Consider the following 22,775-nt stretch of genomic DNA (forward strand, 5'->3'; position numbering starts at 1 on the left):
TCCGAGCGCCGGAGGGAGCACTCGCCATGTCCGTGGGCAGCGAACGAAACGGTTCCACGCCTGAACTTCTGGCCCGCATTCACGACGATGCCGGGGTGCACGAATGGTCGGACTCCGGGACAGCGGCGCCGGGCCTCGGCGGTCTCGGGGTTCTACAGCTTCGCAAGCAGGCCGACGGATCCCCGCTTGCCGAACACCTCGCCCGGCTACGGTCCACCGAACTTCCGGCGGCACCAGGATTCTGGAGCTACGATCCGGAGGTCGCACGGCGCGCCGCACGCGAGGATCCCCGGCTGCGCGGAGATCGCTTCTCCGCATGGACCCGCGCATGCAGCGAATGCACCGAGAACGGGATCGCCGCGGTGTACGCCGTCTGTCACGCCAGGCAGAATCCCGAGCTGGTCGCCGATCCCGGCTGGAAGTCCAGCGCGGTGGCCCGGCCGATCCGGGTGACGGTGGCCGATGACCGCGCGGGCGAAATATTCCGGCTGGCCCGCTCCGGCGCCAACAACGGCCGGACCACCAAGTCCCTTCTCGCACCGTGCACCCGGACCGAGTGGCGGGAAACAGCGGGGAAATACGGCCTCAACGGAGTGAACGCGCTACCGAACATCACCCTGGGAACCCACGGCCTCGGACTGCTCACCCAGTGGTATCCCGGCTGGGAACAGGACTACATCACCCTCCTCGACGTCATGTTCTATGTCGAGTACAACATCGATATCCTCGGTGGCCGGGAAAACAGGTTTCTGCGCGACCTGTGCGCGGCACTCGATCTTCCGGAGATCCCCGAGGAACTGCGGGCACGCAGGCTGCACATGTCCTGCGATATGGCTTTTTTCGAAGCAAAGCGAAAGACCGAGGCGCGATTCTCCACCACGCCGACCGACGGGCAGACCGTGTGGGTCTTCCCGAACCGGGACGTATGGCGTGATTTCAAAGCGGCGGACAGCGGAATCTGGGGGCAGTATCTCTCCTACACCGAAGGTGTTCCCGGACTCGACGACATGGCGTTGACCGGTCTGGCGCACGACTGGATGGATCTCGGTCCGGATCTGCGGAACTCCGAATACGGTCAGAGCGTGCTGACCATGACCGGAGGCTCCATTGCCGGCCAGGATCTCGTTCGGTGCTACGAACGAACCGTGTGGCTGCTCAACGCACAGTGGAACACCGAGGGCGAGGTCAAACCGGAACGCTATGCGGCGGCCATACTGTGCACCGGAGTAGGCATGTGGGGAATCGCCAATCACCGGCACGATATGTGGCGGTACTTCTCCATCGCCGCCGATGTGTGCGCCGAAGCGACCCGGCGAGACCTGTACCGGAGCTGCCAGCTCGCCGACAGCTACACCGAGGATTTCCGGCCCCGTGAACCGGAGAACGCCGAACGGCTGCGCATTCCCCGGACCAACCTGGCCTTCTCCGTGCGCGTACAGGGCCGGGTGCACGACGGCAGCCTGGTGCTGCACGACTCCATCGTGAACGCGGTGCGGGACGGTGTCCTGCCGATGAATCTGGTCGACAACGCCCTTGTCCTGCCGATACTGTTACGTGAAGGGAAGATCGCTCCCGCGGAATTTCTCCGGTCCATGGACGAGAACTACTGCGCGGCCGGTACCACGATGATTCGCACCCTGCACGGAAACGAGTTCAGCCGCGCGGTCGGAAAAGCCTTGGCCGCGCTCATCATGGAACAGTGGTGGCACGGTGTTTACTACGCGATCGGCGTCGGCAGCCTCATCGAGGCCCAGCCGGGAGCGGTGGCCCAGGACCGGGCTCATCTCGCGAGCTGAGGTTGTCCCGCAGTCATGGTTCCGGTGCGGTAATGGATCATAGGTCGGCGCGGGTGATCGGGGTCGGCCAGTAGGCGTGGCTACCTCCGTTCCCTGGTCGGGCGGCGCGGTGGTTCGGCGAGTTCGGTCGACATCGTGCGAGGTCGTGGTACCGAGCAGACCGGTGCCGGTCGGGCCTGTCGCTGGACGACCGGGTGCTACTGGTGGCGGTGGATGGGCACCACGTGCCGTCCACGATCAGCACCGTGTCCAGGTTGCGTTTGCGCTTCACCGGCGGTCGTGACCGGAAACCCTTTGCCGGGCAACCGAAACGACTGCCGGGCCTACATCGAAGCGGGTGTCGACCAGCACTGCACGGGCGCACAGGTCCTGGCCGACGGCGGCTATCAGGGGCAACCGCGAGGTCATCATGTTTTGCCGCAAACACAGTGACGGCAGCTGTTCATGACGGGACAGGCCTTGGGTTTTGTTGCCTATGGTTGAACGGCGTTTCCGTCACCCGATCGTCGGCGACTTGACGTGCTGTACACGGGTACACCGTAGGAGTTCCTGCCGCAGGGGCTGAGGTACGGATCAGTGATGACCTGTTGGCGACACCTGCGGGACTGGACCGACGCTGGTGTGTGGCCACGCCTGCACGAGGTGCTTCTGGCGCGGTTGAATGCCGCTGATCGATGCCGTTGCACCCATTCGCGGCCGACATGGACGGCCTTGCCAGCGACCCGAGCGGAACCATGCCGACCGTGCCTACGACCAGGGCTCCGGACTAGGCATCCATCGGTGGTCGTGAAGGATGCTTCGGACTCCTGCACTGGTTACGTCGCCTCCGCACCGGATGCAGCATCATCTGCTCGCGCCGGCTCAGACGCCACTCAAACTGTCAGGAACCTTTAGGGGCGCTACTCCGTTCGGGCGATTCTCTATGGAATGGCGGGAATCCGCGTCGGCGGTTGGTATTATAGATGTATGAACACTGGGGAAATGGAAACGATATTGTCGAGTCGGGAGCGGCTGGACCGGTTCATCGAACAGGCCGCCGTGGTGCGTCGTGCTGAGGCGGAATTGCTGCATCAGCTTGCCGAGCTTGACAAGGAAGGTGCGCCGGTCGAGTTCGGCTATTGCGGTTCGGCGGCGACTCTGACGCAGGACGTCCTGCGCATCAGTCGTGCCGAAGCACGCCGAACGGCCGAACGAGCGCGAGTCATGTTCGGCGCACTCGGCATCAGCGGGGAACCACTGTCCCCGGATTTACCGAACACCGCGGAATCCTATCTGCGCGGCGAGGTCGGTATCGAGCACGTGGACCGGATTCGTCAATTCGCCGCCGAGCTGCCCGCGGAGGTATTGATCGGGGACGCGTGGCCGATCGCGGAAAAAGCACTCGCCGAGATCGCCGGTGAGGTCGGACCACGCGGACTCGTCCGCCCGATCCGGGAGCTGCACGCGCGCCTCGATCCGGACGGCCAAGAACCCACCGACCGCGAACTCCTGCGTCCGAATCGGCGTGTCTGGTTGGAGCAACAGCACAACGAATGGAGCATCCGCGGAACCCTGGACTACGAAACCAGACTCGAACTCCGCAGTGTCCTCGACGCACTCGGCAAACCCCGCAGCACCGAAACCAACGGTGACGCACCCGATATACGCACCCTGGCCGAACGCGACGCCGATGCATTAGCCGACGTGATTCAACTTGCCGCGAACCCCGAAAATCTCCCCGAATCAGGCGGCGAACCCTTCACCATCATGGTCACCATCAGCGAACAGAGCCCGCGCGAAGGAACCGGCCAGGCCACCACCATGGACGCCACCACCATCCCCGCCACCCAATTACGCAGAATCGCCTGCGACGCCGGAATCATCCCCACCATGATCGGCTCGAACGGCGAAGTACTCGACATGGGATGCCGCGAACGCACCGCACCACCAAAACTCCGCCACCGCCTCATCGCCCGCGACCGCGGCTGCGCCCACCCCGACTGCGATCACCAGCCCGCCNTCACCCAAGCCCACCACATCCAACACCACGCCAACGGCGGACTCACCACCGAAGACAACATGGTGCTCCTGTGCTCCCACCACCACACCCTCATCCACCACACCAACTGGAAAGTCCGCATAAACCACGGAAAACCCGAATTCACCCCACCCGAATACCGGCCATTCATTCGTACGGGAACGAGTGGTGCTCGTGCGCGATGAACCAGCGCCCACTCTCCTTGCGCAGGCCGAAAGTGAGCCGCAAGCGGTTGTCCGGATTCGCGGCGAGCTCATCCGGCGTGCCGCAACGCAATAGGGCGTGCGCGAAGGCGACCTCGGAGCCCGCGGTGACCTCCAGCGTGACGAGCTCGAACTTCGCGCCGCTCGCCTGCCAATCGAAGAACGGCGGCCAGGTCCGTTGGTACGCCTCGATTCCGCGCACCCCGTCGTAGGGCGGTGGCACATCGAACATGACGATGTCCTCGGCGTGCCCGGCGAGCACGGTCTCCAGATCACCACCGTGCACCGCGATGACCCAGTGCCGGATCAGTTCCCGGATCTGCCGCTCATCCTCGCCCATCGCGTTCCTCCCGCCGGAGCAGCAGCGTACCCGGGGTCAGCGCACCGCGCGAACAGCGAGAACCACGGCCCCGCCCGCGAGGGTGACCAGCGCGGACAGCGCGAACAGCACCGGATAGCTGTGCACGGTGCCGAGCACGGCCGCGGCGATCACCGGGGCGACCACCTGGGGAAGAGAGTTGGCGATGTTGATCAGGCCGAGGTCCTTGGCACGATCCGAGGCGGCGGGCAGGATCTGGGTGAGCACGGCGGGAGCCGCCGCCCAGTAGGTGCCGAAACCGACGCCGAGCAGCGGGGCGGCGGCCAGCGAAGCGGTCCAGCTGGGCGAACACACGAGCAGGATCGCGGCGATCGCCATGACCACGGCGGAACCGAGCACGAACGGTTTGCGCCGGCCGCTGCGATCCGAAGCCATTCCGCACACCACCGCGCCGATCGCCAGCGCGGCGCCGTAGAGCGCCATGAGGATCAGCAGGCCGGTCTGCGGATCCCGGTAGTGCACGGCATCGGAGAGGAAATACAGCAGGTACAGGGTGCCGATCGCATTGCCGAGGTTGATCAGGAAATGCATCACCCAGCCCCAGCCGAAATCCGGGTGCGCACGCGGGGAAATCCACATCCCGCGCAGCGTGGCGAACAACGACTGACCGGGCCGGAAGCGTTTCGGCAGCTGATCGTCCGGTGTGCACAGGGTGAACGCGCACGCCCCGACGACCACGAGCAACGCGCAGGCCGCATAACCGGGTGCCAATCCGGTGACGAGCACGGTGACCACGAGCGCGCCGATCACGGTGCCGAGCATCTGACTGATCCCGGTCAGCCCGCCCAGTCTGCCGCGCTGCTCGCGGGGAACCCGGTCAGCGAGCGCAGCGGTGAGCGTGGCGAGCATGCCGTTCAGCCCAGCCTGGACCAGGCACCAGCCCAGGATCATCACCACGGTGTTCGGCGCGATCGCCAGCACGCCGAGACCGGCGGCGCCGAACAGCGCACCGGCGAGCGTCCACGGATGCCGCCGCCCCCAGCGCGCCGTGGTGCGATCGGAGAGCGTGCCGATCAGCGGGTTCGCCACCAGCGCCACGGCCGCACCGATCCCCATCACCAGGGAAAGGGTGAGCGCCTTGCCACTCGGGTCGAGTGCGGCCGACTGCTCGGGCAGCAGCACCTGGATCGGCGCATAGAAGGCCAGCCACAGACCGAGGTTCGCCAGGAACAGCAGACCGATCCAGCCCGCGCGCACCTCGCGGACCGGTTCGGCCAGCGCGGCCGGTAACCGCTCGGTCCCGGTGCCGTTCGTCGCCGCGTTCATTCCCGGCCGCCGAGAAAACCCCGCAACCAGTGATAGGAGTCCTTCGGCGTGCGCCGCTGGCTCGCGTAGTCCACGTGCACGAGGCCGAACCGGGGCGCGTACCCCTTGGACCACTCGAAATTGTCCAGCAGCGACCAGACGAGATAGCCGCGCACATCCACGCCGGCGTCCATCGCCTCGCGCAGCGCGCCCAGATGCGCGTCGAGGAACGCGATCCGGTGCTCATCCGCGATCCGCCCGTCCGCATCGGGCTCGTCCACCCCGCTGCACCCGTTCTCGGTGAGGTACACCGGCGGAAGCACAGGCCCGACCCGTTCGCGCAGCGCGACGAGGAACTCCCGCAAACCGTCCGGGACGATCGGGGAATCGTTGTTGGTACGCGGATACCCCTCGATCGGCGGCAGATCGAACGGCAGCGGGCTGCCCTCCGCGGGCGCCGCGGCCCCCTGCGGTTCGTAGTAGTTGACCCCGTAGAAATCCAGCGGCGCCGCGATCACCGGCAGATCCTCGGCGCACCCCTCAGGCAGATACGGCAGCAGTTCCTCCGGATACCCGCCGAGCAGCACCGGATCCGAGAACAACCGGTTGATCAACGCGTCCAGCACCCCGGCCGCGGCGTGATCGGCCGCGCCGTCCCCGAGCGCCCAGATCGGCGAATGGTTGTTCGCCGTACCGACCGCGCGCGCACCGGCCGAACGCAGCGCCCCGACCGCAAGCCCGTGCGCCAGATGCTGGTGGCACGCGGCGGGAAGGGCACCGAAGAGCAAGGTTTTCCCCGGTGCGTACTCCCCCGTCGCGTACCCGTACAGCGTCTCCACCATCGGTTCGTTGAGCGGGATCCACTTGCCGACCCGATCGGCGAGCCGTGCCCCCACGACCGCCGCGTACTCCGCGAACCGGTACGCCGTCTCCCGGTTCAGCCAACCGCCCGCGTCCTCCAACGGTTGGGGTGTGTCCCAGTGGTAGAGCGTGCACACCGGTTCGATCCCGGCCGCGCACAACCGGTCGACCAGCCGGTCGTAGAAATCCAGGCCCGCCGCGTTGACCCGCGCGGAACCCTGCGGGCACACCCGCGGCCAGGCCACCGAGAACCGGTAGGCCCCTGCCCCAAGCCCGGAGAGCAGTTCCAGATCGCTCTCCCAACGGTGGTAGTGATCGCAGGCGATGTCCGCGCTCGCCCCGTCCGCGATCTTGCCCGGCGTGGCGCAGAAGGTGTCCCACACCGAGGGGCCGCGCCCGTCCTCGCGCACCGCACCCTCGATTTGGAAGGCCGAGGTCGACACGCCCCACAGGAAATCCGGTGGAAAATCCGCGCGCCTCACGGGTGCCCCGTGAACTGGACGACCTGCTGATATGTCGGGCGGTTCTGCCAGGTGATCTTGCCGTCGGTCACCCCGCCCATCGGGCGGTGGATGATCGAGTCGGCGCACCACTGCTGCCCGGCCCTGCAGTCCTCGTCGGCGGGATAGACCTCCTCCGGTGACTGGGACACCGCCTTGGCGAGCGTGTCCAGCAGCGTCTTCCGGCAGCCGCCGAGATCCCCGGAACCGCAGTACTTCTGGTCAAGCGGGCCGGAAACCGGTTCACCGAGCACCGCGCGCAGGTCCTTGTCCACATAGGACCACCAGCCGAACTGGAAGGCCGAGCCCTTGTGCGGCTGATCCTCGTTGGCGCCCGCAGAGCCGTGTTTCTCCCCGGCCTGACCACCCGATGGGGACTCGTTGAGCTGCAATGCACTGGTCATCGCGCTGAACAGCGGTGCGCCCATGCCATCCTTGAACTCCGCCGTGGTCAGCAGCGGCCACCACGCGTCCATGACCCGGATCGCGTCGGCGTTCGCGTAAACCTGGCTGCCCTTCTTCGTCTCCACCCGTTTGGCACCGTCACGCTGCCACTGCCGCAGCTTCTCGACGGCCTCGCGCAGCGCGGGATCGGTCACCGGGGCGGAATCGATCACCTTCAGCAGCTTCGGCAGCACATCCTCGCCGCGCAGATCGGTCACCGAGGCATCCGCCATGGCTTTGACCAGGTCCGCACGGCTGATCGGGCGCCCACCGCGCACCAGTGCCCGCACCCGGTCCTCGAGCAGGTTCGAGCGGTACACGCTGCCGTCCCCGAATCCCGGCGAGGTGTACTCGGCGGCGGGCTTGTTGTTCCAGGAGATGTAGTAGTCCTGGTCGATCGAACGGGGGTGCTCGGCGAAACCGGTCGTCTGCGAGGTGTTGGTATCCGGATTCCAGCCGCGCCACTCATAGCGCTTGTCCGCCGTGATCGGCAGGTTCGGGTCCACAGTGGACGGACGGGCCGGGTTGTCCCCGGAGTTGTAGTAGGCGGTGTGCTGATCGTTGGCGTAGAACCAGTTGAAGGTGTAGTTCACCTTCGCGGCCGCACGCTGGAAATCCTGTGGCGTGCGCATCTGCGCCGGATCGTTGAACTTGCCGAAACCGATGATCGAGTCCGCCTCGTGCCTATAGCTCGACCGCTGGCTGGCATAGGCGACCGGGTTGCCGCCGATCGTGGCCCGATGGGTGACCAGACCGTACTTCGTCCGGTACATGACGAGCTTGTACGAGCCCTCCGGGGTGGAATCGGCGATCGTGGGCTTCCAGGAATCCGCGCGCTCCAGGCGCTCCATCGGCACACAGCGATCACCGTCCAGGTAGTGATCGGATTCCTTGGTCACCGGGGAACCGTCCGGTTCGCACAACCGCAGCGCGAAGGTGTCGGTGACATCTTGGGACGCGGATGTGGCGCTCCAGGAATAATTCTCGCCCCTGCCGAGCTCGACGTAGAAGCTCACCCCGGCGAAGGCGGCGCCCCGGGAATGAATGCCCGGGCCGTCGAGTTCTTCCAGCATCAGCAGTTGCGGGGCGAAATATCCGGTCTGCGGGCCGAAAACGGCGATCGGGTGGCCGTCGTCGGTGTGCTTTCCGTTCACCACGAGCGCATTGGACATCCCGTGTTTGGCGGAAAGCAGATTCCCGGGCAGCACTCCCCGATCGAAGATGCCCTTGGCCGCGTTGCGGTTTCCGTTGCCGCGGGTCCTCGCCCGGGTTTTCGCGTCCGTGCTCGCCCGCTGCGCCGCGGCCTCCGGTTTCTCCACCGCCGAGCCGGTCGGATCGTAGATTTCCTGCTGCGCTCGCACCGATCCCGGATCGGGCATCGCCACACCCTCGGGTTTCGCGGGGCTCGCGCTGTACGGGAACTTCTGTCCATCGTGGACGGTCAGATTCGCCTCCGGATCGTTCTCCTCCCGCAAGGAGCGCCACACCGCGGCACCGCGTTCGCGCCCATAGCGCTGCTCGGCGGCCTGCTTCACCAGTGCGGAGGTCACTTCTCCGCCACCACCGCTGCCGAACAGTGCGCCGACCACGCTGGCGATGGCGACCAGATCGGTCGCCTTGAACGGTTTGATGGTCCCGGCATTGGTGATCGGGTCGATGTGCCCGGTCAGGTCGTATTCCCCGGGAAAGTTCCGCTGTTCGTGCGCCTTCGCCGCGTAGGCGTTGATCCCGTCCAGGTAGGCGTCGATGTCCCCGAGCGCCCGTTTGCCGTCCGGCCCGCTGTTCGCGATCGTGTCGACCTGGCGTTGCAGATCCTTCTCGGTGTACGGGGCCGCGGCCCAGAACGTCTGCTCGAGCTGGCGGTTCGCGGCCGCCCCACCGGCGAAGCTGCTCAGCTCACCGCGCCCGACATGGCGGAACAGGTCCATCAGCCACAACCGGTCCTGCCCCGCGGCGTACCCGGCGCCGTATTCGGTTCCCTCCCGCGTGGTCCCCTTGATGTGCGGGATCCCGCGCGCCTTGTCCCTGGTGATCGTGACGTCCGCACGCGGCCGCTGCACGCTCGCCACCTTGTCCTGGGACACCCCGAAGGAGGCGTCGTTGAAGTAGTTCTCGATGGTGGAGTTCGTCAGGCCCTGATAGTCACTGGCCAGGTTGCCGTATTCGGCGAGCTGATCATCGGTGTGCGCGGGCCGGGTGCCGAACAGCTTGTTGCCGAGGATGTCGGCGAGCGTGGCGTTCCCGTTCTCCCCTGGCGGCAGAATGTCCGAGCACTGCCCGCCGCAGTAATCACCGGATTCCTTCGGCGCGGCGACCGCGGAACCCGAGCCGAACGCGAGTGCGGTGACCGCCGTCAGGGTCACGAGTACCCGAATGGATCGATGCATGCCGTGCCTGCCCTTTCAGCCGAGAACCCGGTCCAGATACGGATTGCCGAACCGCTTTTCCGGATCGACCTCCTTGCGTACCCGGAGGAAATCGTCGAATCGCGGATAACGCGCCCGCAGGTGTTCGGCGTCCAATTCGTGCATCTTCCCCCAGTGCGGCCGCCCGCCGACCGAACCGGCGATCGCGGCGAACGCGGCGAAGTACTCCCGATAGGACATGCCGAGGAACTGGTGCACCGCGATGTACGCCGAATCCCGGCCATAGGCGGTGGAAAGCCAGATATCATCGGCCGCGGTGACCCGCACCTCGACCGGGAACGCCACCGGGGACTCGAGTTTCGGCACCAGCGCGCGGAGTTGGGTCAGCACCTCGGTCACCGATTCGCGCGGCACCGCGAACTCCGATTCCACGAACCGCACCGATCGCTTCGTCACGAAGACCTTGTGCGAATAATCGCTGTACTCGCGCGGGGAAAGCAGTGCCGAGGACAACCGGCCGAGCGGGGTGACCAGCCGCGGTATCGCGCGGCCCGTCCGGCACAGCGCGCCGAACGCGAAGTTCTCCGTGACCTCGTAATCCACGAAGCTCCTGATCCTGCCCAACGGTTCGGGAACGCTGCCCCGCGGCAGTCTGTTGTTGCGCTTGACAAGGGCATTGCGCCCGTACGGGAACCAGTAGAACTCGAAGTGGTCTTCGGCGAGCGCGGACTCGGTGAACCCGTCCAGCACCTCCTCGAGCGGTTCCGGCCGTTCCCGCGCGTGCAGCACGAAAGCCGGTTCACAGCGCAGGGTCACCGCGGTGAGCACACCGAGCGCGCCGAGCCCGACCCGTGCCGCGGCGAACAGTTCCGGGTTCTCCGCTGCGGAGCAGTGCACCGGCGATCCGTCCGCGAGCACCAGCTCGAGCCCGGTCACCTGGGTGGCCAGCCCGCCGAGCCGCGCCCCGGTCCCGTGGGTTCCGGTGGAGATCGCTCCGGCGATGGTCTGTGCGTCGATATCGCCGAGGTTGGTCATCGCCAGCCCGAGCGCGTCGAGTTCCCGGTTCAGCGTGCGCAGCGTGGTTCCCGCGCGGACGGTGACGGTTCCGGTTTCCGGGTCCGCGGCACTGATCCCGGTCAGCGCGCCCAGATCGAGCGCGTCTTCCTCGGTGGCGGCGATCGCGGTGAAGGAATGTCCGCTGCCGCGGGCGCGCACCCGGGCACCTCCGGACGCGGCGGAGCGCACCGCGGCGGCGACCTCCTCGACGTCGCGCGGCGTGTGCACCCGTTTCGGGCTGACGGCAACGGTGCCCGCCCAATTGGTCCATCGGGTCATCCACCGCACAGTATATGAAACTATTTCACATTTCTAGCCCCATTTGCGTACGGTGATCCTATGACCCCTCACGACTTGGACCTGGCGACCGCGCAGCTCGATCCGCCCTTCGCCGCCGTGGACCTCGCGGCCTTCGAGGCCAATGCCGCCGATCTGGTCCGCCGCGCGAACGGAAAACCGTTGCGCCTGGTCAGCAAGTCCGTGCGGTGCCGGGCACTGCTCGAACGGGTGCTCGCCGGAACCGGTTTCCACGGGCTCATGTGCTACTCGCTGCGCGAGGCACTCTGGCACGCCGAGCTCGGCACGAGCCAGGACATCGTGGTCGCCTATCCGAGCGTGGACCGCGGGGCGCTGCGCGAACTCGCCGCGCGGGAACCCGCCCGCGGCTCGATCACCATCATGATCGATTCGCCCGCGCATCTCGACCTGATCGACACCGCGCTCGGCCGGGATCATCCGCGCATCCGGGTCTGCCTGGAACTGGACGCCTCCTGGCGCCCGCTGCCCGCACTGTCCGCGCTGCACGTGGGTACCCGCCGCTCACCGGTCTTCCGCCCGCGCCAGGCCGCCGATCTGGCCGAGAACGTGTTGTCCCGCAAGGGGTTCAGTCTCGTCGGGCTGATGGCCTACGAGGGACAGATCGCCGGACTGCAGGACCGGATCGGCGCCCGGTTCCGCGATGGGCTGATCACCTGGATGCAGCGCCGTTCGGCCGCCGAACTCGCCGAGCGCCGCGCCGAGGCGGTACGCGCGGTGCGTGCACTCACCGAGCTCGAGTTCGTCAACGGCGGCGGCAGCGGCAGCGTGGAGAGCACCGCGGCCGAGCCCGCGGTCACCGAGATCGCCGCGGGATCGGCACTGCTCGGGCCCGCGCTGTTCGACGGGTATTCCCGGTTCCGGCCACGGCACGCCGCCCTGTTCGCGCTGCCCGTAGTGCGCCGCCCGAACCGGCGGATCGCCACTCTGTTCGCGGGTGGCTACCACGCCTCCGGGGCCGCGGGCGCGTCCCGGCTTCCACTCCCCGCGCTGCCCGAGGGCCTTTCGCTGACCCCGATCGAGGGAGCAGGCGAGGTGCAGACCCCGGTGACCGGGGCGGCCGCGCGCGGGTTGCGGCTCGGCGACCGGGTCTGGCTGCGCCACGCCAAGGCGGGCGAGCTCGCCGAACGGTTCACCGAATACCAGCTGATCCGCGGGGACCGGGTGGTGCAGGTGGTGCCGACCTATCGCGGCGAGGGCAAGGCCTTCGGTTAGCTGATCAGCTAACTGCCGAATTTGCCCGCGAGATAACCTTTGACCAGCGTCTTGGTCTCCGCGACGATGCGCTCCTCACCGGCTGGGTCCCTGCGGAAAGCCAGTTTCAGCAGGGCATCGGCGGCCTCGTTGACCACGGTGAGCGTCAGCCGCAGTTCCTCGATCGGGACATCCACGTGTTCGGCGATGCGTTCGGTGAGCGCGTCCACGAGCACGGCGTTGTTGTCCCGGTTCTCGTCGAGCAGCTGCAGGTCGACCACGTCCCCGAAGTGCACCCGGGCGAATCCGGGGACCTCCCGGTGCATGTGCAGATACACGTCGAGCACCGAGCCGACGACATCCCACCAGTGGGTGTGATCGACCGCGTCCAGCGCCTCGGCGGCCCGGGTCACGAACCAGTCCATATTGCGTTTGGTCAGCGCCTGCACCACGGCACGCTTGTCCGGGAAGAACTGGTACAGCGAACCGACCGCGACCCCGGCCCGTTTGGCGATGGCGGTGGTGCTCAGCTGCTCGTAGCCGACCTCGCCGAGCAGATCGGCGCAGGCGTCGAGCATCCGGCCGACGCGTTCGGTGCTGCGCTGCTGGACGGGGCTGCGCCGCAGTGGACCCGCGTGCACGGTTCCGCCCTCCACAAGAGCACCTTTCTGTTCGACCGGCCCCGATCCTACCGCGTCCGGCCGGATGTGGGCTCGTCCAGGAGCCGCTGCAGCACCGCTGCCTCGGCGCGCAGCCGCCCGGCGTGTTCCTGCTGCGTGGCCTCGGTCAGGCCGGCCGCGGTGGCGAGCCGTTCCTCGGCCTCGGCGCGCACGATCTCGGTGATCCGGTCCTCGTCGAGTTCCCGCCGGGCCACCTCGGTCGCGCCGACCCCGACCGGTGCCTGTTCGAGCGCCATTCCCCGGGTCTCGGCGACCGGCACCGCTTCGGCGTTGTCCAGCGCGCCGAGCGTGGCGCGCAGGACGCTGACCGCGACCCGGTCACGAGCACGCATCGCCTCGGGAAGGGCCTGCCGCATTCGCTCACGTAGGGACATGGCGGCGATCCTAAGGACCGCGCGGCGAACCGGGCAATTCAAATACCACGGCCGATTCGGTAATGCAGCGCACCGTTTTCGTAGACCGGTTCGCCGCCGATCACGGTCGCCCCGATCCCGATCCCGGAGAGCCGATCGGGCGCTACGGTGAACGGATCCGCGTCCAGCACCACGAAATCGGCGAGCTTTCCCCGTTCCAGGCTGCCCTTGTCCCGTTCGGTGTGCTCGGCATAGGCGGATCCGAGGGTGTAGGCCCGCAGCGCCTGCGCCACCTCGATCGCCTCGTCCGCGCCGAAGGCCACCCCGCTGTCCGTGCGCCGGTTGACCATGTCGTGGATGCCGAGCAGCGGCGCCGCGGCGACCACGGGACTGTCCGAGCTACCCGGGAGCACACTGCCCGCGTCGAGGAAGGACCGCAGCCGGTAGGCACTCCCGGCCCGCCGCACGCCGAGCGCTTCGAGCATTCCGTCGCCGAGTTCCCCGATGAACCGGCCCTGCGGAACCGGGATCACACCGAGTTCGGCGATCCGGGCCACCTGCTCCGGCGAGGTCAGCCCGCAGTGCTCGATGCGATGGCGCGCGTCCGGCCGGGCCACGGTGCGCTGCGCCTCGGCATAGGCATCGAGCACCTCCTGCACGGCGGCATCCCCGATCGCGTGGGTGGCGATCTGCCAGCCGAAGCGGTGCGCGCGCAGGATCAGCTCGCGCAGCTCGATCGCGGGCTGCTGCAGAAATCCGCTGTTGCCCGGTTCTCCTTGGTAGTGCTCGCACATCGCAGCGGTGCGCCTGATCAGCGAACCGTCGGAGAACACCTTGACCGGCCCGATCCGCACCCGGTCGTCACCGAATCCACTGCGCAGCCCCAGATCCAGGCCGAACCACGGTTCCGCCGCAGCACCGCCCGGTTCGAAGGCACCCGCCTCGTGCAGTGCCGCGGCGATCGGCATCAGCGTGGCGCGCTGGCGCAGTTTACCGCTCCTGCTCGCCTCGGTGAACGCGGCGAGATCGGCCGCCCCGTTCCCGGCGAGCCCGCCGCTGCCGATTCCCGGTTCGGCGAAGCTGGTGATCCCCTCGGCGGCGGCGACCTCGCTGCCGATCCGGATCGCCTCGACGAAGTCCGCGAAGGCGTACGGACGCAGCAGCGCGTGCACGAGCTCCTGGGCACGCTCGGCGAGCAATCCGTCCGGGATCCCTTGCGCGTCGCGGGAAACCGAGCCACCGTCCACATCGGGCACCGTGCCGGGATCCGGGAACCCCATGCGCGCGAAGGCCGTGGAGTTCGCCACTCCCATGTGCCCCGAACAGTGCCCGAGCCACACCGGGTGGCCACCGGCGACCGCGTCGAGCCGGGACCGATCCGGATGCGCCCCGGTCTTGTTCTGGTCGTAGCCCGACCCGAGGATCCATTGCCCCGCAGGGGTTTGCGCGGCACGGGCGGCGACCGCGGCGTAGATGTCGTCCACTGTGGACACCGCGACGGGGCGCAGGTCGAGCTGGCGCAGCCGCTGCCCGCGCATGCTCAGGTGCTGGTGCGCGTCGTTGAACCCGGGCACGACCGGCGCGCCCGCCAGATCGATCACCCGTTCGGCACGAACCCCGTCCAGTTCCTCGTCCAGCCCGGCGATCCGCCCGTGCAGCACGCCGATCCGGTTCGCCTGCGGGCGCGCCGGGTCGAGGGTGTGGAACCGTCCGTTGCCGAAGATGGTGTCGATCAGCACCTAGCTCACCTCAGAACCCCGTATGGCCGTCGATGCGTTCGCGGATCAGGTCGGCGTGCCCGTCGTGGCGCGCGTACTCCGCGATCATGTGCGTGTAGATCCAGCGCAGCGTGACGGCACCGCCCAGGGCCGCGCACGGGATCCGCGCGTCCCGCTCGGCGCCCGCGCAGTTGCGTTCGGCCACGGCGATCTCCTCGGTCCAGATCCGCCGCGCCTGCTCGAAGGTGCTGTCCTCGGTGAACGCGAAACCGCCGTCGCGCCCCTCCGGATCGGCCCGCTCGTCGTAGATCGGCGGGGCGTCCTCGCCGGTGAGTACCCGGCGGAACCAGTTGCGCTCCACCTCGGCGAGATGGCGCACCAGCCCGAGCAGGCTCAGCGCGGAGGGCTCGACGGCGGCGGTGCGCAGCTGCGCCTCGCTCAGGCCGGCGCATTTCTCGGCAAGGGTTACCCGGTAGAAGGTCAGCCAGCCCGCGAGGGTGGCGCGCTCGTCCCCGACCGGTGGTGGCATCGTCCGCGTATCCGTGGTCATGTCCGCGATCCTTCCACCCGCCTCGGACAGTCAGCGCACCGCGAGCGCGATGAACTGGGTGACCTGAGTATCGGAAAAGTTGTTGTCGCTGACCAGGATCAGGCTGCGTTCCCCACCCGGCAGCTTCGGCCCCCAGGTCATCCCCTCCACGTTGTCCACTGTGGACAACGGGAGGTCGGAGAGGTCGGCGAGCAGGTGTTTGCGCACCGGGACGAGGTGCCGGGCCGCGCCCAGCGACGGCTCGTGCCACACGTTCGTGGCCCCGGCCGTATCGATGGCGAAGATCCGGATCTTGTTGCCCACCCCGGTGACGAAGGAGCGTTCCATCACCAGGAACCGGGTCGGGTCGGCCGGATCCACCGCGAGCACCGAGGAGATCCCGGTGGTGGTGAAGCCGGAGGAGGGTTCGGGCGCGGCGAACACCTTCTCCTCCGGGTAGGCGAACTGCGCGAGCACGGGACCGGTGCGCGATTGCAAGGTCAGCCTGGTCAGCGCACCGTGCTCGGTGTTCGCCTCCGGGCCGTCCTGCAGCTCGGGTGCCTCGACCGAGGTGAGGATGAGCGAGCCGAACCCGGCATAGCCGATCCCCTCGATGCCGAGGTTCTGCCGTGGCCCGCGATCCGGGCGCATCCGCTCGTTGTCCGGGATGGGCAGGTCCCGCAGGTGGTTCCCGGAGCGGTCGGCGAGGCGCAGCGAGGGGTCGATGCGAGTGTCGGCGGTGCGCTCACCCTCCTGGGACCACACGTAGTTCCCGGTCCACGGATCGACGCGCAGTTCCTCGGGGTCGATGGTCTGCTCGTTCTGCGGCAGGCCGGGATCGTTGTCCTTCAGCGCGGGATAGGTCTTCCCGTCCGGGCGGCGCAGCGGCTCGGTCCCGGTGAACTCGACCGGGCCGATCCCGCGCTCGGTCACCGGGAACCGCGCCGTGTAGAACCGGGCGGGCTGCTTCTCCGAGCGGTCATCGCAGATCATCGCGTACCCGCCGGTGCGCGGGTCGTGGTCGATGCTGGAGAGCCCGCCGACCGTGGTTCCCCGGTAGCTCAGCCCGTTCGGCACGATCCGTTCCCCGAGCAGGCGCACTCCCGGCGCCGCGTCCGCGGCCGGAGCGGCCAGGAGTGTGCAGAACAGTCCGCCGAGCAGCGGGAGCGCGAACGCGCGCCGGACCATACCCATGCCGAGTATCCGACCACGATCGCGGGCGGATTACCACCGCCAGGTGCGTCCGGTGATCCACCGCCATCGCGAGCGGGAGCGATCGGCAAGGCGGACGACGAGCCCGCACGGGAGGTGCGGGCGAGGAGGACAACGCCGCGCTGGCACGCCGCGGCACGTCGCCGACCTCGCAGCGCGGCAGGCTACGGAGTCGTCCGGCGTGCCCGTGCCCTAGCCGAGTACGAAATCCTGCCGACCCGGCGCTCCCTCGCTGACCACCGTGCGCCGGACCATGGGCGCCTTACCCGGGGCGGAAGCGACCAGGTCCACGAAGTCCTCGGGCAGCCCGGTCACCGCATAGCGCCCGTCGTGATCGGTCGTGGTGCGCACCAGCTGACGGCCGCGGTGGTTGAGCACGGTGACCGCGGCCCCGGGAACCGGATGCCCGTCGTGTGCGTGCACCGTGCCCACCATCATCGGCTCGGGCCCGGCGAAGCCACGCGCGCCCGCGGGGATCGCGGTCGGCTCCGGCATCTCGATGACCGGGTCCTCGATCGGTGGTTCGGCCGCACCGTCCGGCTCGACCGCCTTGGCCTTGTGCCGCTGCCACAGCGCATGCCCGCCGATCAGCGCGGCACCGAGCAGCACCCAGGCACCGAGCACGAGCATCGGCCTCGTCATGCCGACCCCGTCGAAGTAGAACAGCCCGCGCATGGCCTCGATCGCGTTCCCCATCGGCATGAAGGGATGCAGCGCGCGGAAGAAGCCGGGCACCATCTGGATCGGGATGGCACCGCCACTGGAGGGCATGCTGAGCAGGATGAACAGGCCCATCGCCACTCCGGGGAAGAACTGTTTCGCGATCGGGACCAGCCCGAAGGCGGTGAGCGCGATCCCCTCGACGAGCAGGAAGGCGATGCCGATCGCGGCGGGATCGTTCGGCACCACATCCATGGCGAGCCCGACGTAGAACGCGACGATGCTGGCGAACACACCCCAGCCGAGCAACACCAATACCTTCGCCCGCCTGCTCAGGCTCACCGCTCGCTGCAGCATCATCACCACGATGTAGCCGGGGATGTTCCAGACCAGGATCAGGTAGAACAGCCCGGTCCCCATGGTGTCCCCGGGCGCCGTAGGCGCGAGGTCGGTGGTGGCCAGCGGATGCCCGGCGGCGAACGGGGTGAACGCCTTGGTCAGCACCGATTCGAGCATGTACCCGTTGGCCTTGGTCACGTACAGCATCGGGTGCGCGGAATCGGGCACGAAGGCGGCGATCGCGTCCCGGTCCAGCACTTGTTCGCGCGCCGCAGTGCCGTCGGCGACCTGCTCGATGTCGAAAGCGCCCGGCATGGCGTGTTCGAGCGCCTGGCCGACCTGACCGGCGGCCGGACCCGCGACCGCGACGGGGACCTGGTGCGGGCTCGGCGAGTGGAACGGCAGCAGGTAGCACACCAGGAACCCGGTCATGAAGAACAGCGGGAACCACAGATGCTCGGCGAGCGTGCGCACCAGAGATGTCTTCGGTGTCTCGGTCTCGGTCTGCTCGTCTGTTTGGTCCGCCATGTCCACCACCCTAACTCTTTTTGCACTCATGCAACTTTGCAGGGGTGTAAAATTATTCCCATGACGAACGAGGCGATGACGAACGAGTCGGCGCCCAAGCAGGCCGGGCTCCGGGAGCGCAAGAAGGAGGCCACCCGGGAAACGCTGCGCCGCACCGCGATCCGCCTGTTCCGCGAGCGCGGGCCGGAGCACGTCACCATCGAGGACATCTGCGCCGAGGCGGGCGTCTCCCCGCGCACCTTCTTCAACTACTTCACCACCAAAGAGCAGACGGTCGCCGCGCTCGACGTCCCACCGGAGACGCTGCGCGCCCGGATCGTGGCCCGACCGGCCGACGAGGACCCGGTCACCGCGCTGTACACGGTGTTCGCCGAACAGCTCGCCGCCTTCGCGGAGAGCCCCACCTGGCGCGAGCGGGCCCTGCTGCTGCGCGAACACCCCGAGCTGATCGCCAAGTTCGCCAGCGCGAGCCAGGCCATGGAGTTCGCCGTGATCAACGCGATCGCCGAGCGGATCGGGCGCGGTCAACGAGACCTGTACACGCGCACCGTCGGCGGAGCCGTGCTCAGCGCCTACCGGGCCGCGGTCGGCAGCTGGCATCCCGGCACCGACGCCGCGGCCCCGACCGCCCTGTTCGAGGAAGCGATCACACTCCTGCAGCGTGGACTACCGTAAACTTCCCTATAATTCGCTTGGTAGGGATTGTTACGGTAGTTTCATGATCTACCGTAGTGCAGTCGGAGAGCGACTGATCCAGGAGCAGTACCGCCGCGCACTGGCCCACTGGCCGGTCGAGCACGAACAGCTGCGCCTGCCCACCCCCGAGGGCGAGACCTTCGTGATCGCCTCCGGACCCGCCGATGCGCCGCCGCTGATCCTGCTGCACGGTTCCGGAAGCGACTCCACGCAGTGGCTGGACCGGATCCCGGAGTTCGCCGCCCGGTTCCGCAGTTACACCGTGGACATCCTCGGTGAACCGGGCGGCAGCGCGCCGAACCGGCCACCACTGGACTCGGACCGGTACGCGGTCTGGCTGGACGCGGTGCTCGACGAGCTCGGCGTGCGCGGTGCCCGGTTCATGGGCATCTCGCTCGGCGGATGGATGGCACTCGACTACGCCACCCGGCGCCCGGACCGGGTCACCCGGCTCGCCCTGTGCTGCCCGATCGGCATCGGGAACCAGCGCACGGCGCTCCTGGCCAAGGCACTGCTGCTGAACCTGTTCGGCGAGCGGGGCAAACGCGCCTCGATGCGCGGCATGCTCGGCCCGGCGCTGGGCGAGATGGATCCGGCAGCGCGTGCGGCGGTGTTCGAGCGGGTGCGGCTGGTCAACGAGAACTACCGGTACCGCGTCCTGCCGCCGGTTTTCGGGGACGACACCCTGCGCAGGCTGAGTATGCCGGTCGGGGTCATCGCCGGGACCGAGGACGCCATGGTGGACTCCGCGGCGACCAAACGGCGGCTCGAGGCCGCGGTGCCGCACGCGCAGGTACAGCTACTGCCCGGCATCGGTCACTTCGTGCCCGCCCAGCTCAGTGCGGAGCTGGAGTTCCTGAGCTGACCGGGGCGGCATCCTCGTCCTCGGCCTCCTCGATCCCGAGCGAGCCGACCGGCCTGCGGAATCCCCTGGTGAGCACGGCAAGGTAGATCACGCCGATGCCGCACCAGACCAGCCCGGCGATGAGCGCATCGGCGTGCAGGAAGTACCAGAGGATCCCGGTGAGCGCGGCCCCGATCAGCGGCAGCACCAGATAGCGGAACAGATCCGGGGCCGTCTTGTACCGGCGCTGGCGCACCACGTAGTGCGCGATCACCGACAGGTTGACGAAGGTGAACGCGATCAGCGCGCCGAAGTTGATCATCGAGGAGACCAGCTCCAGGCTCGGCCCGATCGCGAGCAGCGAGACGGCCCCGGTGAGCAGCACGGGGAACAGCGGGGTGCGGAACTTCGGGTGGATGTAACCGAACAGCCGCTTCGGGGCGAGCACCCCGTTGCGCCCCATCACGTGCAGCAGCCGGGACACGCTGGCGTGCGAGGCGAGCCCGGATGCGACGGTCGCGGCGAAGGCGCAGGCGATGAACAGGATCTGGAACACCTTGCCGCCGACCAGGAACCCGATCTCGGGCAGCGTGTCATCGGAGTTCGCGAAGTGAGTGCCGTTCGGGAAGGCCAGCTGGGTGAACCAGGCGCCGAGGAAGAAGATCACGCCCCCGATCAGCACGGTCAGCAGGATCGCCCGTGGCATGACCCGCTGATCCTTGGCCTCCTCGCTGTACATGGTCACCGCGTCGAAGCCGATGAAGGAGAACGCGACCACGGTGGTCCCGGCGAGTACCGCGGGCGTGGTCACCCCCTGGTGCCACAGCGGCTGGGCGGACACCAGGGTGCCCTCGCCCATCCCGGCGAGCAGTTCCTTCGCGGTGAGCACCAGGAAGACCACGATCAGCACCGAGGCGAAAACCACGAGCACGGTGTTCAGCCGGGAGGTGGACCGCATGCTCCACACGTTCACCCCGGTCACGCAGCCGACATAGGCGAGCACCCAGATCCAGGAGGGCACCGAGGGGAACAGGGAGACCAGGTAGATCCGGATCAGTACCGCGTTGACCAGCGGCAGCAGCAGATAGTCCAGCAGCGCCGACCAGCCGACGAGGAAACCGAGCGCCGGATGCATGGTCCGCCGCGTATAGGTGTACGCCGATCCGGCGCTGGAGAAGACCCGGACCATCTTGCCGTAGCTCAGCGCGGTGAACAGCATGACGACCAGGGCGACCAGGTAGGCGGTCGGCACCACCCCGAAGGTGTCCCCGGAGACGATGCCGAAGGTGTCGAACACCGTCGTCGGGGTCATGTATCCGAGCCCGAGTGCGACGATCGCCCACAGTCCCAGTGAACGTTTCAGGGTGCTCCGCTGCGCCATGCGTCCGCCTATTCCTCCTCGGCAGGCTTCCCGATAACGGGAACCAATAAAGCCGAAGAGGAAAGCTCACGTCAATAGTTCTGGCAACTATTTTCGTTGCGAACATGTTTCCCGGCCACGAAATCAGGTGGCAAATACTCAGAGTGGTGCGATATAAGTAGAAGCGCTACGGTCAGTTGTGGTCGCTGGCCGCCGGTTCGGGAAGCGGGCTGGACCGGTAGGCGCGCGCCCAGGCGACGGTGATCACCAGTGCGATCGCGGCGCTGACCACCCCGGCGATCGCGATCGAGGTCCCCGTCGCGACGATCCCGGCCACCAGTCCGGCGAGCGTGGGGCCGAGGCCGTTCGCGGTCTGCAGGATCGCCGTGTTCACCCCGATGACCCGCGCGCGATCCTGCTCCGGGGACAGCTGCGCGATCAGCGCGACCGCGTACATGGTGTAGATGGAGGACAGCGCACCGGCGATCGCGAACAGCACCACCGAGACCCACAGGCCCAGCGGGAGGAACACCGGGATGAGGGCGACCGAGGCCCCGACCGCGGCCGGGCCGAGCAGCTGCGGATGCTTCGACTCGGGCACCAGCCTGCCGAACACGAACGCGCCGAGCGCGGCCCCGAGCGGCGCGGCCGCCTGGATCAGCGCCACTGCCCAGGTGCCTTCGCGCAGCTGTTCCACGAAGGGCGCGGCCATCCCCTCCGGGACGATATGGAACAGGTTCAGCGCGAGCACCGCGGCGAGCACGAGCAGCCGCCTGTCGTGCGCGAGCGCGGTGAACCCCCTGGTCAGCCCGCGGCCGCTGAGCGCGCGCTCACCCTCGCGCGGCCGGGCCGGGCGCGGGGTGGTTGCCAGCACCAGGAACGCGGCGACCACGAAGGTGCCCGCGTCGAACAGCAGCCCGCCGACCGGGGTCAGGAAGAAGACCGTGGTGCCGCCGAGGGCGAACCCGGCCAGCTGCGCGATCTGGCTGGACACCGTGCGCAGCGACATGCCGAGGATGTACTGCCGCCCGGCGAGCAGATCCGGGATGAGTGCCTGCTCGGCGGCCTTGAACGGGCCGAGGAACATCGAGGAGCCCGCCACCAGCACACACAGCAGCCACAGCGGCATCCCCGGCACGACCACCAGGCCGACCAGAATCGCGCGCGCCAGATTGCACACGAACATGACGGTGCGCCGCGGGTAGTGATCGGCGAACCCGGCGAGGAACAGGCTGCCGAACAGGGTCGGCAGGAAGGTCAGCCCGTAGGTGAGTCCGGTGATCGCGGCCGAGTCCGTCCGGGCGAAGACCAGTACGGAGAGTGCGACTCTGGTCAGCTGGTCCCCACCGACCGAGAGGACCTCGGCTATCCACAGATACCGGAAGTCGCGCACGGCGAGCACCCCGAGGTAGCTCTCCCCTCGCCCCTGTTGGCCCACACCTGCTCCTTCGGGTGATTGACGCGCAGTATCGGGCACACC

At 68.0% G+C, this 22,775-nt stretch carries 18 protein-coding genes and 2 pseudogenes; 7 read left to right on the forward strand and 13 right to left on the reverse strand.

Going from position 1 to position 22,775, the window contains the following annotated elements:
- The first annotated feature begins 26 nt into the window (after positions 1-26).
- The 4 genes and pseudogenes from A37U_RS47155 to A37U_RS0136415 all read left to right on the forward strand — a co-directional run bounded on the left by A37U_RS47155 (position 27) and on the right by A37U_RS0136415 (position 3,998).
- The gene (locus tag A37U_RS47155) at positions 27-1,796 is read left to right on the forward strand and encodes a hypothetical protein (protein WP_020501590.1); all 1,770 of its coding nucleotides are present in this window, start codon (positions 27-29) and stop codon (positions 1,794-1,796) included.
- Between the two features lie 276 nt (positions 1,797-2,072).
- Positions 2,073-2,189 (forward strand): annotated as a pseudogene (locus A37U_RS54225) (IS5/IS1182 family transposase); the annotation flags it as partial.
- Positions 2,190-2,372: 183 nt separating this feature from the next.
- Positions 2,373-2,466, forward strand: a pseudogene (locus A37U_RS55235) (IS5/IS1182 family transposase); the annotation flags it as partial.
- Positions 2,467-2,777: 311 nt separating this feature from the next.
- A complete protein-coding gene (locus tag A37U_RS0136415) occupies positions 2,778-3,998 on the forward strand; it encodes an HNH endonuclease signature motif containing protein (RefSeq protein ID WP_083934193.1) in 1,221 nt (406 codons plus the stop codon).
- Here A37U_RS0136415 and A37U_RS0136420 read toward each other — a convergent pair.
- Genes A37U_RS0136420 through A37U_RS0136440 form a run of 5 tightly spaced genes read right to left on the reverse strand, consistent with a single transcriptional unit; the run spans position 3,961 to position 11,146 of the window.
- Positions 3,961-4,356, reverse strand: coding sequence for a YybH family protein (locus tag A37U_RS0136420; RefSeq protein WP_020501592.1), 396 nt, complete (start codon positions 4,354-4,356; stop codon positions 3,961-3,963). The two genes, A37U_RS0136415 and A37U_RS0136420, sit on opposite strands and share 38 nt — an antisense overlap.
- A 36-nt stretch (positions 4,357-4,392) precedes the next feature.
- The gene (locus A37U_RS0136425; protein WP_020501593.1) at positions 4,393-5,661 is read right to left on the reverse strand and encodes an MFS transporter; all 1,269 of its coding nucleotides are present in this window, start codon (positions 5,659-5,661) and stop codon (positions 4,393-4,395) included.
- Positions 5,658-6,983, reverse strand: a complete 1,326-nt coding sequence (locus tag A37U_RS0136430; protein WP_026197989.1) for a GH1 family beta-glucosidase — start codon at positions 6,981-6,983, stop codon at positions 5,658-5,660. The genes A37U_RS0136425 and A37U_RS0136430 overlap by 4 nt, the downstream gene beginning before the upstream one ends.
- Positions 6,980-9,832: a penicillin acylase family protein gene (locus A37U_RS0136435; RefSeq protein ID WP_051111829.1), complete on the reverse strand. Its 2,853-nt coding sequence runs from the start codon at positions 9,830-9,832 to the stop codon at positions 6,980-6,982. The genes A37U_RS0136430 and A37U_RS0136435 overlap by 4 nt, the downstream gene beginning before the upstream one ends.
- A gap of 15 nt (positions 9,833-9,847) precedes the next feature.
- Positions 9,848-11,146 carry a D-arabinono-1,4-lactone oxidase gene (locus tag A37U_RS0136440; protein ID WP_020501596.1) on the reverse strand — a complete coding sequence of 433 codons (1,299 nt, stop codon included), beginning with the start codon at positions 11,144-11,146 and terminating at the stop codon, positions 9,848-9,850.
- 60 nt (positions 11,147-11,206) lie between these two features.
- On the opposite strand from A37U_RS0136440, the gene A37U_RS0136445 reads away from it, so the two are divergent.
- On the forward strand, positions 11,207-12,397 hold the full coding sequence (locus A37U_RS0136445) for an amino acid deaminase/aldolase (RefSeq protein WP_020501597.1): 1,191 nt from the start codon (positions 11,207-11,209) through the stop codon (positions 12,395-12,397).
- 8 nt (positions 12,398-12,405) lie between these two features.
- Here A37U_RS0136445 and A37U_RS0136450 read toward each other — a convergent pair whose 3' ends face one another.
- The 6 genes from A37U_RS0136450 to A37U_RS0136475 all read right to left on the reverse strand — a co-directional run bounded on the left by A37U_RS0136450 (position 12,406) and on the right by A37U_RS0136475 (position 18,395).
- Positions 12,406-13,032, reverse strand: coding sequence for a TetR/AcrR family transcriptional regulator (locus A37U_RS0136450; RefSeq protein ID WP_020501598.1), 627 nt, complete (start codon positions 13,030-13,032; stop codon positions 12,406-12,408).
- Between the two features lie 32 nt (positions 13,033-13,064).
- Positions 13,065-13,430: a GatB/YqeY domain-containing protein gene (locus tag A37U_RS0136455; RefSeq protein WP_205623104.1), complete on the reverse strand. Its 366-nt coding sequence runs from the start codon at positions 13,428-13,430 to the stop codon at positions 13,065-13,067.
- Positions 13,431-13,468: 38 nt separating this feature from the next.
- Positions 13,469-15,148, reverse strand: coding sequence for an amidohydrolase (locus tag A37U_RS0136460; protein WP_020501600.1), 1,680 nt, complete (start codon positions 15,146-15,148; stop codon positions 13,469-13,471).
- Between the two features lie 10 nt (positions 15,149-15,158).
- On the reverse strand, positions 15,159-15,677 hold the full coding sequence (locus A37U_RS0136465) for a DinB family protein (protein ID WP_020501601.1): 519 nt from the start codon (positions 15,675-15,677) through the stop codon (positions 15,159-15,161).
- Between the two features lie 30 nt (positions 15,678-15,707).
- Positions 15,708-16,850 (reverse strand): esterase-like activity of phytase family protein, encoded by a 1,143-nt coding sequence (locus A37U_RS0136470; protein WP_020501602.1) that lies wholly within the window; start codon positions 16,848-16,850, stop codon positions 15,708-15,710.
- 210 nt (positions 16,851-17,060) lie between these two features.
- Entirely contained in the window at positions 17,061-18,395 is a 1,335-nt protein-coding gene (locus tag A37U_RS0136475) for a carboxypeptidase regulatory-like domain-containing protein (protein WP_020501603.1), read from the reverse strand.
- Positions 18,396-18,455: 60 nt separating this feature from the next.
- Between A37U_RS0136475 and A37U_RS0136480 the strand changes: the two genes are divergently transcribed.
- Both A37U_RS0136480 and A37U_RS0136485 read left to right on the forward strand, forming a co-directional pair.
- Positions 18,456-19,070, forward strand: a complete 615-nt coding sequence (locus tag A37U_RS0136480; RefSeq protein ID WP_240437795.1) for a TetR/AcrR family transcriptional regulator — start codon at positions 18,456-18,458, stop codon at positions 19,068-19,070.
- A 43-nt stretch (positions 19,071-19,113) separates the two neighbouring features.
- Positions 19,114-19,956: an alpha/beta fold hydrolase gene (locus A37U_RS0136485; RefSeq protein WP_020501605.1), complete on the forward strand. Its 843-nt coding sequence runs from the start codon at positions 19,114-19,116 to the stop codon at positions 19,954-19,956.
- Here A37U_RS0136485 and A37U_RS0136490 read toward each other — a convergent pair.
- Together A37U_RS0136490 and A37U_RS0136495 are read right to left on the reverse strand one after the other, a co-directional pair.
- Positions 19,928-21,316, reverse strand: a complete 1,389-nt coding sequence (locus A37U_RS0136490) for an APC family permease (protein WP_020501606.1) — start codon at positions 21,314-21,316, stop codon at positions 19,928-19,930. The two genes, A37U_RS0136485 and A37U_RS0136490, sit on opposite strands and share 29 nt — an antisense overlap.
- A 172-nt stretch (positions 21,317-21,488) precedes the next feature.
- Positions 21,489-22,733: an MFS transporter gene (locus tag A37U_RS0136495; RefSeq protein WP_020501607.1), complete on the reverse strand. Its 1,245-nt coding sequence runs from the start codon at positions 22,731-22,733 to the stop codon at positions 21,489-21,491.
- Positions 22,734-22,775 lie beyond the last annotated feature (42 nt).

The sequence above is a fragment of the Sciscionella marina DSM 45152 genome (assembly GCF_000379465.1).
Lineage (GTDB): Bacteria > Actinomycetota > Actinomycetes > Mycobacteriales > Pseudonocardiaceae > Sciscionella > Sciscionella marina.

What these genes read in the sequence shown, in the direction of transcription:
- A37U_RS47155 (WP_020501590.1), top strand. Translation starts at nt 27, where the DNA reads ATGTCCGTGGGCAGCGAACGAAACGGTTCCACGCCTGAACTTCTGGCC.
- A37U_RS0136420 (WP_020501592.1), bottom strand. Translation starts at nt 4,356, where the DNA reads ATGGGCGAGGATGAGCGGCAGATCCGGGAACTGATCCGGCACTGGGTC.
- A37U_RS0136425 (WP_020501593.1), bottom strand. Translation starts at nt 5,661, where the DNA reads ATGAACGCGGCGACGAACGGCACCGGGACCGAGCGGTTACCGGCCGCG.
- A37U_RS0136435 (WP_051111829.1), bottom strand. Translation starts at nt 9,832, where the DNA reads ATGCATCGATCCATTCGGGTACTCGTGACCCTGACGGCGGTCACCGCA.
- A37U_RS0136440 (WP_020501596.1), bottom strand. Translation starts at nt 11,146, where the DNA reads ATGACCCGATGGACCAATTGGGCGGGCACCGTTGCCGTCAGCCCGAAA.
- A37U_RS0136445 (WP_020501597.1), top strand. Translation starts at nt 11,207, where the DNA reads ATGACCCCTCACGACTTGGACCTGGCGACCGCGCAGCTCGATCCGCCC.
- A37U_RS0136455 (WP_205623104.1), bottom strand. Translation starts at nt 13,430, where the DNA reads ATGTCCCTACGTGAGCGAATGCGGCAGGCCCTTCCCGAGGCGATGCGT.
- A37U_RS0136465 (WP_020501601.1), bottom strand. Translation starts at nt 15,677, where the DNA reads ATGACCACGGATACGCGGACGATGCCACCACCGGTCGGGGACGAGCGC.
- A37U_RS0136470 (WP_020501602.1), bottom strand. Translation starts at nt 16,850, where the DNA reads ATGGGTATGGTCCGGCGCGCGTTCGCGCTCCCGCTGCTCGGCGGACTG.
- A37U_RS0136475 (WP_020501603.1), bottom strand. Translation starts at nt 18,395, where the DNA reads ATGGCGGACCAAACAGACGAGCAGACCGAGACCGAGACACCGAAGACA.
- A37U_RS0136480 (WP_240437795.1), top strand. Translation starts at nt 18,456, where the DNA reads ATGACGAACGAGGCGATGACGAACGAGTCGGCGCCCAAGCAGGCCGGG.
- A37U_RS0136485 (WP_020501605.1), top strand. Translation starts at nt 19,114, where the DNA reads ATGATCTACCGTAGTGCAGTCGGAGAGCGACTGATCCAGGAGCAGTAC.
- A37U_RS0136490 (WP_020501606.1), bottom strand. Translation starts at nt 21,316, where the DNA reads ATGGCGCAGCGGAGCACCCTGAAACGTTCACTGGGACTGTGGGCGATC.